This is a genomic window from Capnocytophaga felis, assembly GCF_009684755.1.
GTDB lineage: Bacteria > Bacteroidota > Bacteroidia > Flavobacteriales > Flavobacteriaceae > Capnocytophaga > Capnocytophaga felis.
In genome coordinates this window covers 630,988-643,851 of the sequence record NZ_BLBC01000005.1, presented here as the reverse complement: position 1 = coordinate 643,851, position 12,864 = coordinate 630,988, and the positions used below count along the sequence as shown (strand labels likewise).

Annotated in this window: 12 protein-coding genes; 11 read left to right on the top strand and 1 reads right to left on the bottom strand. The window is 36.3% G+C overall.

Annotated features, from left to right (window positions below; all coding sequences use genetic code 11):
- The first annotated feature begins 14 nt into the window (after nucleotides 1–14).
- The 7 genes from GN105_RS04205 (at nucleotide 15) to trxB (ending at nucleotide 6,765) form a co-directional block, all read left to right on the top strand.
- The gene (locus GN105_RS04205) at nucleotides 15–773 is read left to right on the top strand and encodes a UDP-2,3-diacylglucosamine diphosphatase (RefSeq protein WP_155284164.1); all 759 of its coding nucleotides are present in this window, start codon (nucleotides 15–17) and stop codon (nucleotides 771–773) included.
- 21 nt (nucleotides 774–794) lie between these two features.
- A complete protein-coding gene (locus tag GN105_RS04200) occupies nucleotides 795–1,460 on the top strand; it encodes a spermidine synthase (protein ID WP_155284163.1) in 666 nt (221 codons plus the stop codon).
- A gap of 108 nt (nucleotides 1,461–1,568) precedes the next feature.
- Entirely contained in the window at nucleotides 1,569–1,763 is a 195-nt protein-coding gene (gene rpsU / locus GN105_RS04195; protein WP_018278300.1) for a 30S ribosomal protein S21, read from the top strand.
- 172 nt (nucleotides 1,764–1,935) lie between these two features.
- Nucleotides 1,936–3,732 (top strand): translation elongation factor 4, encoded by a 1,797-nt coding sequence (gene lepA, locus GN105_RS04190; protein WP_155284162.1) that lies wholly within the window; start codon nucleotides 1,936–1,938, stop codon nucleotides 3,730–3,732.
- Between the two features lie 10 nt (nucleotides 3,733–3,742).
- Nucleotides 3,743–4,894: an FRG domain-containing protein gene (locus tag GN105_RS04185; protein WP_173014962.1), complete on the top strand. Its 1,152-nt coding sequence runs from the start codon at nucleotides 3,743–3,745 to the stop codon at nucleotides 4,892–4,894.
- A gap of 191 nt (nucleotides 4,895–5,085) precedes the next feature.
- Nucleotides 5,086–5,712 carry a hypothetical protein gene (locus GN105_RS04180; protein ID WP_155284160.1) on the top strand — a complete coding sequence of 209 codons (627 nt, stop codon included), beginning with the start codon at nucleotides 5,086–5,088 and terminating at the stop codon, nucleotides 5,710–5,712.
- Nucleotides 5,713–5,817: 105 nt separating this feature from the next.
- Nucleotides 5,818–6,765: a thioredoxin-disulfide reductase gene (gene trxB / locus GN105_RS04175; RefSeq protein WP_155284159.1), complete on the top strand. Its 948-nt coding sequence runs from the start codon at nucleotides 5,818–5,820 to the stop codon at nucleotides 6,763–6,765.
- Between the two features lie 62 nt (nucleotides 6,766–6,827).
- Here the strand turns inward: trxB and GN105_RS04170 are convergent, their stop codons facing one another.
- A complete protein-coding gene (locus tag GN105_RS04170; protein WP_227977317.1) occupies nucleotides 6,828–8,771 on the bottom strand; it encodes an LTA synthase family protein in 1,944 nt (647 codons plus the stop codon).
- A 260-nt stretch (nucleotides 8,772–9,031) separates the two neighbouring features.
- Between GN105_RS04170 and GN105_RS04165 the strand changes: the two genes are divergently transcribed.
- The 4 genes from GN105_RS04165 to rnhB all read left to right on the top strand — a co-directional run bounded on the left by GN105_RS04165 (nucleotide 9,032) and on the right by rnhB (nucleotide 12,845).
- A complete protein-coding gene (locus tag GN105_RS04165; protein ID WP_155284158.1) occupies nucleotides 9,032–9,862 on the top strand; it encodes a hypothetical protein in 831 nt (276 codons plus the stop codon).
- Between the two features lie 18 nt (nucleotides 9,863–9,880).
- Nucleotides 9,881–11,026: a thiol-activated cytolysin family protein gene (locus tag GN105_RS04160; protein WP_173014961.1), complete on the top strand. Its 1,146-nt coding sequence runs from the start codon at nucleotides 9,881–9,883 to the stop codon at nucleotides 11,024–11,026.
- Between the two features lie 517 nt (nucleotides 11,027–11,543).
- Nucleotides 11,544–12,131, top strand: coding sequence for a peptidoglycan-binding protein LysM (locus GN105_RS04155; protein WP_373279392.1), 588 nt, complete (start codon nucleotides 11,544–11,546; stop codon nucleotides 12,129–12,131).
- 120 nt (nucleotides 12,132–12,251) lie between these two features.
- Nucleotides 12,252–12,845 carry a ribonuclease HII gene (gene rnhB / locus GN105_RS04150; RefSeq protein WP_155284155.1) on the top strand — a complete coding sequence of 198 codons (594 nt, stop codon included), beginning with the start codon at nucleotides 12,252–12,254 and terminating at the stop codon, nucleotides 12,843–12,845.
- Nucleotides 12,846–12,864 lie beyond the last annotated feature (19 nt).

Sequence of the window (12,864 nt, the reverse complement as noted above, 5' to 3'; positions counted from 1 at the left end):
TTATCCTTTTAACTTTGAACATAGAATTACTTTCCGATAAAAAGATTTATTTCGCTTCTGATAATCATTTGGGAGCACCTGATTTCGTGGCAAGTCGCAAGCGGGAATTGGCTTTTGTGCGGTGGCTCGACAAGATTGAAGCCGATGCAGGGGCGATTTTTCTGCTCGGGGATTTGTTCGATTTTTGGTTCGAATATAAAACGGTGGTTCCGAAGGGGTTTGTACGAACGTTAGGGAAATTAGCTTCGTTGACCGATAAAGGAATCCCGATTTATTTCTTCGTTGGGAATCACGATTTGTGGATGCGTGATTATTTTCAGAAAGAATTGAATATTCCCGTTTTTTATAAACCGCTGGAATTTGAATGCAACGGGAAGCGTTTTCTGGTAGGGCACGGAGACGGACTCGGACCGGGCGACAAAGGTTTTAAACGGATGAAAAAAGTGTTTACCAATCCGGTGGCAAAATGGTTTTTCAGGTGGTTACATCCGGATATTGGGGTGCGATTGGCACAGTATCTTTCTGTAAAAAATAAATTGATTTCTGGCGATGAAGATGTAAAATTTTTAGGAGAAGATAATGAGTGGTTGGTGCAATACTGCAAACGCAAATTGACCCTTAAGCACTACGATTATTTTCTGTTCGGGCATCGGCATTTGCCTTTGGAAATTGCACTTTCCGATACTTCCAAATACATAAACACCGGTGATTGGATACATTATTTTACGTATGCCGTGTTCGATGGAGAGAAAATGAATTTGGAAAAACACTAACACAAATCCGCAACCATTCTGATGTTTAAAAAGCTACTCAGTTATATTATTCCTATTACCGTTCACAAACAAAAATCGTCAATCAATAAATCAATTGATGTGGTGATGCGGGGTGGGCGTTTGGTTTTGGATACGCCTAATACAAATTATTCTTACGGAAGTTTGCAGCGAATTTTGCGATTGGGTTTGAGGAAGATAGGTTTTTCTGGAGTACAAAAAATGCAAAACATTTTGGTTTTGGGTTTGGCAGGAGGAAGCGTTGTAAAAACTTTGGTTGATGAGATTGGTTACAAGAAGAAAATAACGGCAGTTGATATTGATACAGAGATTGTTAATGTGGCGAAAACCTATTTTAATCTTGACAGAATCAACAATTTGGAAATTATTATTGATGATGCTCAGCAGTTTGTACAAAAAACAAAATCAAAATATGATTTGATTATCATTGATATTTTTCAAGATGATATGATGCCTGAATTTTTGTTTTCCCAAAAGTTTATAAATCAAGCACTTTCTTTGTTGACTTCCAACGGAAAAATATTGTTCAACACAATGAAAAACAATAAGAAGCAAGCCGAAAGGAACGCAGATTTTATCGAATTTTGCCAACAAACGAATTTTGTAAAAGTAATTTCAAATGTGGAAGGAAGCAATGAACTAATAATCATTTCAAAGGAAGAAAAATAGTTTTCTTGAGGAAATTTCGTGTTTTAAACTTGATTTTTCGTGTAAAATTTGTGAGTTTCAAAAAAAAAGTGGATATTTGCACCCCAAATGAGAGGAGGTGTATAGATTATGTTAATAATACCAGTAAAAGACGGCGAAAGCATCGACAAAGCGTTAAAACGTTACAAAAGAAAATTTGACAGAACGGGAGTTGTTCGTAAACTTCGTGAGAAACAGCATTTTACAAAAAATTCTGTAAAGAGAAGAAATGAACTACAAAAAGCTCGATACATCCAATATTTGAGAGATCAAGAGGAAGTTTAGTCATTTTAAAGATAAATTAAAAATCCGTTTCTAAAACAGAAGCGGATTTTTTTTGCGTAAAATTTATAGAATAAGTTCAGGCAGAGATTTTTCTCTGCTTTTTATTTTTCTTCTTTTTCCTTTGCACTTTTTTCGTATCTTTGCCAATTACAACAAATTGAAAACAAGAGAAATGAAAAACATACGCAATTTTTGCATCATTGCACACATTGACCACGGAAAAAGTACGCTGGCTGACCGACTTTTGGACTTTACCAAAACCATCACCGAACGCGAAAAACAAGACCAACTTCTTGATAATATGGACTTAGAGCGTGAGCGAGGCATCACCATCAAGTCCCACGCCATTCAGATGGAATACGAATACAAAGGCGAAACCTATATTCTGAACCTCATCGATACGCCAGGGCACGTGGATTTCTCTTATGAAGTGTCGCGTTCCATTGCTGCCTGTGAAGGAGCTTTACTGATTGTTGATGCCGCACAAAGCATTCAAGCTCAGACGATTTCTAACCTGTATTTGGCTTTGGAAAACGATTTGGAAATTATCCCTATCTTGAATAAAATCGACCTTCCGTCAGCAAATCCTGAGGAAGTGAAAGACGATATTGTCGATTTGCTGGGGTGCGACCCTGACGAAATTATTCCCGCCAGTGGAAAAACAGGTTTGGGCGTGGAGCAAATCCTTGAAGCTATCATCGAACGCATTCCTGCCCCAAAAGGCGACCCAGAAGCTCCGTTGCAAGCCCTGATTTTTGACTCGGTTTATAATCCGTTTCGTGGCGTGGAAACTTATTTCCGCGTGATGAACGGAAAAATTTCCAAAAATGACAAAATCAAATTTATGTCTTCCGACAAAATTTATCAAGCCGATGAGGTGGGAACGCTCAAACTCAATCAAGTACCTAAACCTTTTGTAGGTTGTGGCGATGTGGGCTATCTTATCACAGGAATTAAAGACGCTCGTGAAGTGAAAGTGGGTGATACGATTACTTTCGCTCAAAACGGTTGCACTGAAGCCATTGACGGATTTGAAGATGTTAAACCGATGGTATTTGCAGGAATATATCCTGTTGATACAGAGGATTATGAAGAACTTCGGGCTTCAATGGAGAAACTCCAACTTAACGATGCATCTTTGGTTTTTACTCCTGAAAGTTCGGCGGCGTTGGGCTTTGGTTTCCGTTGTGGTTTCCTCGGAATGTTGCATTTGGAAATCATTCAAGAGCGATTGGAACGCGAGTTCGATATGACGGTAATTACTACCGTTCCGAACGTTAGTTATCTGGCTTACACCAAGAAAGACCCCGAAACTCCGATTATAGTAAACAACCCTTCCGACCTTCCCGACCCGTCGAAATTGGACAGAGTGGAAGAACCGTACATCAAGGCATCGGTGATTACCAAAGCGGATTTTGTGGGGCAAGTGATGTCGCTTTGTATCGAAAAACGCGGACAAATTACCAATCAGACGTACCTGACGCCCGAGCGTGTGGAACTGAATTTTGATATGCCACTGGCGGAAATCGTGTTCGACTTTTACGACCGATTAAAAACAGTATCAAAAGGTTACGCTTCGTTTGACTATTCGCCTATCGGGATGAGAGCTTCCAATTTGGTAAAAGTCGATGTGCTTATCAATGCCAATTCGGTGGATGCCCTTTCAGCTTTGATTCACGCCGATAATGCGTATAATATTGGGAAGAAAATGTGTGAAAAACTTCGCGAACTGATTCCGCGTCAGCAGTTTGACATTCCGATTCAGGCGGCTATTGGGGCGAAAATCATCGCTCGCGAAACCATCAAAGCTCTCCGCAAAGACGTTACCGCCAAATGTTACGGTGGCGACATTTCTAGAAAACGAAAACTCCTTGAAAAACAGAAAAAAGGTAAAAAACGTATGCGTCAAATCGGAAATGTAGAAGTGCCGCAAAGTGCGTTTATGGCAGTGTTGAAACTTAATGACTAGTATGTGTTTTATGAGTAAAAAAGAAAATAGAAAAAAAGGACAAGAAAATACATTGGAAAATGTAAAATCAATAGGAGATTATCTTTCTAAAATTAAAGAAATACAACCATCAGGAAATATATTTTACAGAGGGCATTCTGACAAGAGTTTTCAATTAACTCCTTCAATTTATAGGAAGGATAGTTTCATTGAAAATGAACATTTGATATATCGTGAAATGATTAGTAAAGTTCCCTATGATTTCAATGGTAAATCAACCATAGAGTCGTTGGTTCTGATGCAACACTATGGAATACCCACTCGTATTTTAGATTTGACAACTAATGCGTTGGTGGCTCTGTATTTTGCTTGTGTTGATAATGAAGACAAGGATGGAGAAGTAATAATTTTTGATATTTCTCAAAAAGATACTTGTTATTTTGATAGTGATAGGGTTACTATTTTAGCTAATTTAGCGAAATGTGATAGTGAATTTTATTACACTTTTGGAAATTTGGATAAAATGGAAGCATATAAAGAAAAGTTATCGGAGTTAAAAGATAAAAATAAAGTATATAGCTATGATAAAGAATTAGAAAAAAAAGTTGATTTTGAATCGGTAATAAACAACCTCCCTAATTATTTTTATATAAATCCAAATGAAATAGAGACTCTTATAAAACAATTTATGGAGGATAAAGCAGGATTTTTGGAAGAAGATAAATTATGCTGTATATTTATATTACTTGATAGACTTGAGAGGAAAATTGACTCACTAATTTGGGAAGATAGACTATATAATAATAAGAAATTCTTTGGAAAGCTATTACATTATATAAGAGAAGACAAATCATACTTTCAAGCCATAATAGATACTAATGATATAGGAAAGGTTTTTGCCGTCAAACCTAAATTAGATAATCCTCGTATAGTAAGGCAACACGGAGCTTTTCTAATTTTTGGAACAAAAGAAAAAGCAATTAGTCTATATGCGAATAAAGTTTTAAAAGGAGAGGTTAATTCAATGCCTCAAGTTCCCTCAGAATGGATTAAAACAAAAATAGGAATTGATGCAAAATCAAAAGAAGACATTTTAAAAGAACTCTCTCAATTGGGAATAGATAAAAGTACATTGTTCCCAGAAATAGATAAAGTAGCAGAATATATAAAAGAAAATTTCTAATTAAAAGAATCCACAAAATCTGAAAGAAGCACCGAAGTTTTATGCCAGTGCCAAAGCCGATGGCGAAATCACCCTAAAGGCAAAAAGCAATTTTCAAATTAAAAAATAATAATAAAGTTTTACTACCCCCACAAACCTCCAAACCGCGGAAATAGAAAACAAAATAGACGGAAAATAAAAACAAATCAGTTATGAAAAAGCCTCCGTATTCGTACACTAAAAGTATGTTCAAAGAGCGTCGTCCTGTAAGAACAGCCGTGCTTACTGCGATGTTGCGATGTGTGCATATTTATAAGGTTCGGGATGCGTGTTACCAATTGTTCAAAAATCCTAAGTCGGACGAGTATGCAGAGTTGATGACGCATCTTATCAATCTGATTTACCAAGACGATATTTCGCAAGAGGAACTCTTCCCTTCCGCAGATATTGCAGTAAACCGAATTATCGACTTTACCAATGCTTTGACTCAGCTCAAAGAGTCAATGCTTGAAGGTCTTTGCATCGAAAAGGAATACGTGGACTATTTCACCGAAAAGGCTAAAGTTTGCGATGAGTTGTACAAATCCATTGGGCAAATTGGCGGGGAGGCCTGTTCCATATATGAACTAATTTGGCAGTATGAATTGGGGAAGTTTACAAAGCAAGAATGCGAGGAGAAAATCCAATCCTTTGTGAATCATAATCCGAGGGGGGAAATAACAGGAGCCAAACTTCGTCGAATGTACGTGCAATTAGAAGCCCTTTTTTGGGAAACTTTTGAGCAATTCTACGATACGGATGTGAACGCTCCCTTTATTGAAGATGAGGCTTCCGAGTGAGATTTTATAATAAGATACCGTCATTATAATAATCCTTGAGCAATACTTGCTTTCTTATAAAAAATCTGTATTTTTGTAGAGTTAAATTTTAAAAAAGATAGAACAATGGCTGAGATAGAAAAAGTGAAATGCCTGATAATTGGCTCAGGACCTGCGGGATATACAGCAGCAATTTATGCCTCGCGTGCTAATATGTATCCCGTTTTGTATCAGGGCGAGCAACCTGGTGGGCAATTAACCACAACCAATGAAGTGGAGAATTTTCCCGGTTATCCTAACGGAATTACGGGTACGGCAATGATGATGGAATTACAACAACAGGCTGAACGTTTCGGGGCAGAAATACGCAACGGATGGGTAACGAAGGTGGATTTTTCACAAAAGCCTCATAAAGTGTGGATTAATGAAGAAAAAGAAATCCACGCACAAACGGTAATTATTGCCACAGGAGCTTCTGCCAAGTATTTAGGCTTGCCATCGGAGCAACATTATTTGAAAACAGGCGGAGGAGTTTCGGCTTGTGCCGTGTGCGACGGTTTTTTCTACCGAAAGCAAAAAGTAGCTATCGTTGGGGCGGGCGACTCGGCTTGTGAGGAAGCACTTTATCTGTCGAATATCTGTGAGAAAGTAACGATGTTGGTGCGTCGTGATGAGTTCCGAGCTTCTCGAATTATGAAAGAACGTGTGCTGAAAGCGTCTAATATTGAGGTGCTTTTTAATACGGAAACGGAAGAAATCTTGGGAGACGGACAGGTGGTAAGCGCCTTAAAAGTACGTAATAACAAGACGGGAGAAATTTCTGAAATTCCGATTACAGGTTTCTTCGTGGCTATCGGGCATAAACCAAATACGGATGTTTTTAAAGAATTCATTACACTTGATGAGGTAGGATATATCAAAAACGTACCAGGAACATCTTTGACCAATGTGGAGGGAGTGTTCGTAGCCGGAGACGCTGCCGATAGTCGTTATCGCCAAGCAATTACAGCCGCAGGTTCAGGATGTATGGCTGCTTTGGATGCAGAGAAATATTTAATGACTTTGGAAGGTTAAAAGAATTTGAATTTATATTTTATGAAGAAAGGGAACGCTTTTGTGTTCCCTTTTTTGTTTTTTTAATTACTTTCTTTGCCTAATTTTCTTTGTATAATCCGATGCATATAATCCTGCATAAAGGCTTGTAAATCTTTGATTCCCTTTTCTATTTCAGAATTATTTTCTTTCTCCAAAAGATTGTTAGTCAGTCCTTCATCTTCCTTTTTAAAGATGCCATTAACGCTTCCGTCTTCATTTAAAATGTATATGTAATTGCCTTGCATCATTCGGTACACGTGGGCGTCGGAAATGTAGGCTCTGGGAGTTTCTTTCTTGTCGGAAAACAAACTTCGTCCCCACGAACGGAAAGGTTTGTTATATCCCATTAAATCAACCACAGAAGGATAAAGGTCTATCTGTTGACTAATTTCTGAAGAAATACCTTTACCGACCAATTCCGGATTTGGGCTAAAAAACATAAGGGTAGCTCCGTTTCCTGTTATAGGTTGTTTATACATAGGATAATACACTTGGTTGTGATGGTCATTTGTGAATACAAAAATAGTATTTTTATACCATTCTTCCTTTTTTGCACTTTCAAAGAATTTTTTTAAAGCGTAATCTGTGTACTGAATGCATTGGTGTATTTCTACATTTCCTTTGTCGAATTTTCCTTCGTATTTATCGGGAATTTTGTATGGATGATGTGACGAAACTGTGAAGATTGTCCCCAAAAAAGGTTGTTTTTTCTTGCTCAATTCTTGATTCATAAATTGTAGGAAAGGTTCGTCCCAAATGCCCCAAAAGCCATCAAAATCAGCATCATTGCCATATTCAGTCATTCCGTAGTAGTTATCAAACCCCAAAATATTTGAAAATCCTAAGAATCCCATTGAACCATTGGGTGCGGAATGAAAAAAAGATGTATTGTATCCCATTTCTTTGGCAATAGAAATCACGGATTCAGTGGGTTGCTGCACGTAAGGTGATGAGGTGTAGGCTACTTGAAAGGTGGGAATTCCTGCGTAAACTGAGGACATTCCGTGTATGGATTGCCTTCCGTTGGCATACGCATTATCAAAAACGAACGAATGTTTCGATAAAGAATCTAAAAAAGGTGTGTATGATTTGTAATCGGGGATATTTCTATTCGTATTCATACAACCTACATATTCTCTTCCGAAGCTCTCCAGAATGAATATCACAACATTGGGTTTTATTGCTACTTCCCGATGGTAATTTTTGATAGGTTTGATGTTTTCTTGGATGTAATCTTCTGAAACAAAGCTATATTCTTTAAAGCTTTTATTCTTCCCGATGGTTCGGATAAGTGTAAAAGGGGTATTGAGAATTACATCAGCGTGTGAAGAAATGGTTACGTGTCGGCTTGCGTCTAAAATGTTAATGGGACGCGATGAATGTGCCAAGCTTCCACCTCGAATTCCAGCTAAAACACCTACGCCTATCACTCCCAAAATCAAAACAGATGATACAAAATAAGGAACGTTGGCAATTTTAGCGGCTTGTACTTTTTTCTTTTTATAGAGGAAAATCCACAAAGCGATGAGCATAATAAACAGCAAAGCAACATACCAGTACATACCCAAAAAGGTAAAAAGCATCGTAGTTTTGTTCTGTTCGTTTTCAACTACGGCAAATGAAGCGGTGGTCAATCGTGATTTGCTGAACGGATAATAAATCATATCCACAAAATTGGTGGCATAAGCAATTCCGTTTGTCAGGAAATAAATCCAAAATAAAAATTTTTGATATGTTTTTGTTGTGTTAATTCGTAAAGGGATGATACTCATTAAAATAAATAACAAATTAACATATAAAATAGCTGTTGTATCGAACTGAATCCCAAAAAGGAATAGCTTTGAAAACTGACTTGTGCCAAGTTTTCCTATGATTTCTTTATTAAATAGAAAAAATAAAAGTCGGGCGATGAAGTAGAAAAAATACGCTAAAAATATTCGATAAAAAAATACAGAATATTCATTGGTTCGAATGTGTTTGCTCATTTTTTAGAAATTAGAAAGCAAAGATACAAATAGTTTTAAAAATATCTTTAACCGTAAGATGTTTAAAATTATTGTGAAAAAAAATGCAAATCAAAATCGGATAGTTGTCATTTTTAATTGTACTAAACTAATTTTAAGGAATTGAAAATTAAAGAGAATTAATTTTTTATAAGTTAAAATTATGCTAATTTTACAATAATATACGTTTTTTTTATACATTTGTTTCGTGGAAGACAGATCTTAATTAAAAATCATTGCATATGAAAAGAAATTTCTTATTATTCGTGTTGTTGCTTACAATAATGTCGTGCAACAAAAGTCCATCTGAAGAAGTTCAACCTAAAATTGAGGAAAAATTATCGTTTTCAATGGGAATTCGAGAAAGTGTAAATGTTACCAATTTTCGGGTAGGTAGCCACATTCCTGTTGATGTAACAGAAATTGTTGATTCTCACAAAGGGAACGATTTTATTTATCAGCTAAGAGTTGTGGGAAATGATGCTACACGGCATCAGGTGCTTGGTGTGGACTATGATATGAGGGTCAAAGAAGGTTCTGTTTTTAAAGATGTAGCTTCTTTTGAAATTACAGATATTTCAAAAATGCCCTCATTCGTTATCATTCCAAAGGTTCCCGGTACATTTCAGCTTGATTTTTACTTACAAAAGTATGACAAAACCAATCAACGAAATGTAGGTGAGCCTATTGCTAAGCAGTTGATTTTTAGCGCTGTAAAAATCAATTTCAGTTTTCCTGCTACGGAGGTAAGAGAGGCTGATTTCTGGAATCATTCCGTTCATCGTAGGGAATTTAAGTTTTCAATCGATGATGGTAATCGGGAGTATGACACTTATTTGAGTAACTTGTCAAGCAGTAAGAGGTATGAATATTACACGTCTTATGACGGACAGGTAAGGCAGGGAGAGTTTGTGCAAGGGCAATGGTATGAATTTAGGGATAGCATTGAAAGAAAAAAAGGACCTACCCCAATACAAGAAATGCCACAAACGATAACCATTTACATTACACAATATTTGAATAATGGACTTAAAAACATTATCAAATATGAAAATGTACAACTTGAATATTAATTAAAACACTTAATGAATATGAAAAAAAGAATTCTGAGCTTGTTGGTAACAACAGCAATCGTAATGATTTCGTGTGGCGATAAAGGAGACGACACGCCTAAAACCATTGAGCAATTAAAGCCGGTGGTGTACGAAAAAGAAGCTCCTAAAACTATTGCCAGCAAAAAAACAGGGAATGTAGTGATTGACCCTACCACGGGTAAAAATCAGTACGAATACCTTTCCACCGTACAAGAGCAGTACGCTATCACGCCGCTTTCAATAGTGTCAGAAACAATGAGCGATGTGATTTATCCGGGTAGTATGTTGCGAGGAGATTCATTTGTTAAAGGAAAATACGATCCTTTAACGCTCCGAAATGAATTTGCACCTGTAACCTTGTCAATATCACTAAGGGGAGACATTAAAGTCTCTGAGACAACAAAACCTACGCTAAGTGATGTGAGGCAAGTTATGAATGACTTGATAACTCTTCAGGCGAATAAGGTAAATTATCATTTTGTACCTACTGTTTTTGCTTATGAAAGTAATACGGTTACAACTGAAGAGCATTTCAAAACCTCGTTAAAAGTTCATGCTGAGGCAAATGTGATAGCCGGCTTGCTAAAAGCAAACTTTGATTATCAAAAGGATAATAGTAACTCATTAACTAAAAGTTACGTGATGGTGGCTTTCCGCCAACATATTTACAATGTGTCAATTGACCCGAAACACTATTCTACTTGGGTGATAGGATACATTGATGTTAAAGATATGGGCGAATATGAGCCTCTTTACATTAGTAGCGTGGATTACGGACGTGTGGGTTACATTTTTGTTGAAACTAATAAATCTGCCGAAGAAGTGCGTAAAATGGTGAAAGCCTCATTGGAGGTGGCGGTGAAATACATTGATGCCAATGCCAATGCACATTACACTAATGAGTTTCAGCGTCTGTTCCAAGAAGGAAAGGTAAAATTAAAAATTTCAGGAGGACCTGTTGAATTGGGCAACAAAGTGGATAATTATGAAAGTTTCAAAAAATTCGTGCAGATGCCAAATGAAAAAAACATCACCGAAACTTCTGTGCCTATTTCATACAAAGTACGTCGTTTAAAAGATAATACTGAGGTACAAGTAATTGATACTTATACACATAATATTGTGGAGTTAAAGAAAAATTAGGAAGTTAAATTGATTTTGTTATTTTTAAAGCTCGTAATATATTTCATAAATATGTTACGAGTTTTTGTTTTTTATTTATTGTGTAAAACAAAAATCTAAAAGAGAGAAAGAATTTTGTATATAAATGTTTTATTTTGAAGGTAATGAGTGAAAAACAATTGCAAATAAACCATATTGAATATCAGAAAATTAAATGTAATAGCTGCACCATCGTTGGCTGGTGATATTTCTGAGTAATTATCAATTTGAATTAATGAAAAATTAAAATGTATTAAAGTTGATTTATTAATGGTTAAAAAGAATTAATTTTTCAGGGGCACTTCTTTTCCTGTTAACAAACTATTGAGAAGCAAGGTTTTGATTTTGTGAGGAATTATTATCTTTGCCCCCGGTTAATTTTAAGCAGAAACTATTTCACTATGTGAAAGCATCGTAAGTCTTAAAGAAATTAAATGAGATGATTAATGCAAAAAGGAGGTATCTTTTTACAATTTTGGGATTGCTTAGTTTTGTTTGTATGTGTTTTACAATCAATGATGAACAAATCAAAGAAATTCAAGTTCATAGGAATTTTGTTGTAGAAGAGCCTCAGTTGGCAACTGTACTGCCAGAAGAAGAAAATGAAAAAAACATTACTTTAAATCCGCCGTTAATTGGAAAAACATTTATTGGTTTCAAAGAAGCGTTGGCTTACAGAGAATCAAGAGGTAATTACTTTATTGTGAATGAGTTCGGTTATATGGGGAAGTACCAATTTGGTAAGTCGGCATTGCGGTTTTATGGTGTTAAAAATGCTGATGAATTCCTAAAATCGCCCGAACAACAAGAAAGACTTTTTACATTGAGCGTAAAAAGAAATAAATGGGTGTTGAGAAAAGAGATAAGTAAGTTTGTAGGCAAGCGAATTAATGGAATACAAATTACTGAGTCAGGAATTTTGGCTGCTGCTCATCTTGCAGGAGCTCAGAATGTTAAGAATTATTTTAAAAGTAGAGGAAATTATGCCTTTGCTGATGCTAACGGGACGACTTTGCAGAATTACTTGAAAAATTTTGCGGGCTATGAAGTAGAACACATTATTCCTGAAAAGTTGCCAAGATTTTAACTATTTATTCCCGCTTTAAGAAGCTATCCTAAAAAGGATGGCTTCTTTTTTTTAATAAAATACGTATATTTGCAACACAAAACGTAGGTAGATTGGCGTAATTGGTTTTAAAATTGAGAAATGCAGTTGTTTTATCACACATATAATGAAGCAGGAACAGATGAGGCGGGCAGAGGTTGCCTTGCCGGTCCTGTTACGGCTGCTGCGGTAATTTTGCCAAAAGATTTTAAAAACGATGTACTTACAGATTCCAAGAAACTTACCGAAAAGCAGCGATTGTTGTTAAAAACTGTCATTGAAGAGGAGGCGATTTGTTATGCGGTAGCACACGTGTTTCCTGCTGAAATTGACGAACTAAACATTTTGCGTGCTTCCATTTTGGCGATGCATAAAGCTTTGAAACAACTTTCAAAAAAACCTGAATTTATTGCCGTTGATGGAAATAAGTTCGTGAAATTCAGCAATATTCCGCACGCTTGTGTAATAAAAGGAGATGCCAAAATACAAACAATTGCGGCTGCTTCCGTTTTGGCAAAAACGTATCGAGATGCTTATATGGAGCAAATTGATGAAGAATTCCCGATGTATCAATGGAAGAAAAACAAAGGGTATCCTACCACAGAACACAGAAAAGCAATTGAGAATTACGGAATTACGCCTTACCACAGAAAAACATTTCAGTTATTACCTTCGCAATTGAAGTTAGAATTTTAGAGATTAATCAGTGTTAAAA

What these genes read in the sequence shown, in the direction of transcription:
- GN105_RS04170 (WP_227977317.1), bottom strand. Translation starts at nt 8,771, where the DNA reads ATGAGCAAACACATTCGAACCAATGAATATTCTGTATTTTTTTATCGA.
- trxB (WP_155284159.1), top strand. Translation starts at nt 5,818, where the DNA reads ATGGCTGAGATAGAAAAAGTGAAATGCCTGATAATTGGCTCAGGACCT.
- GN105_RS04185 (WP_173014962.1), top strand. Translation starts at nt 3,743, where the DNA reads ATGAGTAAAAAAGAAAATAGAAAAAAAGGACAAGAAAATACATTGGAA.
- GN105_RS04155 (WP_373279392.1), top strand. Translation starts at nt 11,544, where the DNA reads ATGTGTTTTACAATCAATGATGAACAAATCAAAGAAATTCAAGTTCAT.
- GN105_RS04180 (WP_155284160.1), top strand. Translation starts at nt 5,086, where the DNA reads ATGAAAAAGCCTCCGTATTCGTACACTAAAAGTATGTTCAAAGAGCGT.
- GN105_RS04165 (WP_155284158.1), top strand. Translation starts at nt 9,032, where the DNA reads ATGAAAAGAAATTTCTTATTATTCGTGTTGTTGCTTACAATAATGTCG.
- lepA (WP_155284162.1), top strand. Translation starts at nt 1,936, where the DNA reads ATGAAAAACATACGCAATTTTTGCATCATTGCACACATTGACCACGGA.
- rnhB (WP_155284155.1), top strand. Translation starts at nt 12,252, where the DNA reads ATGCAGTTGTTTTATCACACATATAATGAAGCAGGAACAGATGAGGCG.
- GN105_RS04200 (WP_155284163.1), top strand. Translation starts at nt 795, where the DNA reads ATGTTTAAAAAGCTACTCAGTTATATTATTCCTATTACCGTTCACAAA.
- GN105_RS04160 (WP_173014961.1), top strand. Translation starts at nt 9,881, where the DNA reads ATGAAAAAAAGAATTCTGAGCTTGTTGGTAACAACAGCAATCGTAATG.
- rpsU (WP_018278300.1), top strand. Translation starts at nt 1,569, where the DNA reads ATGTTAATAATACCAGTAAAAGACGGCGAAAGCATCGACAAAGCGTTA.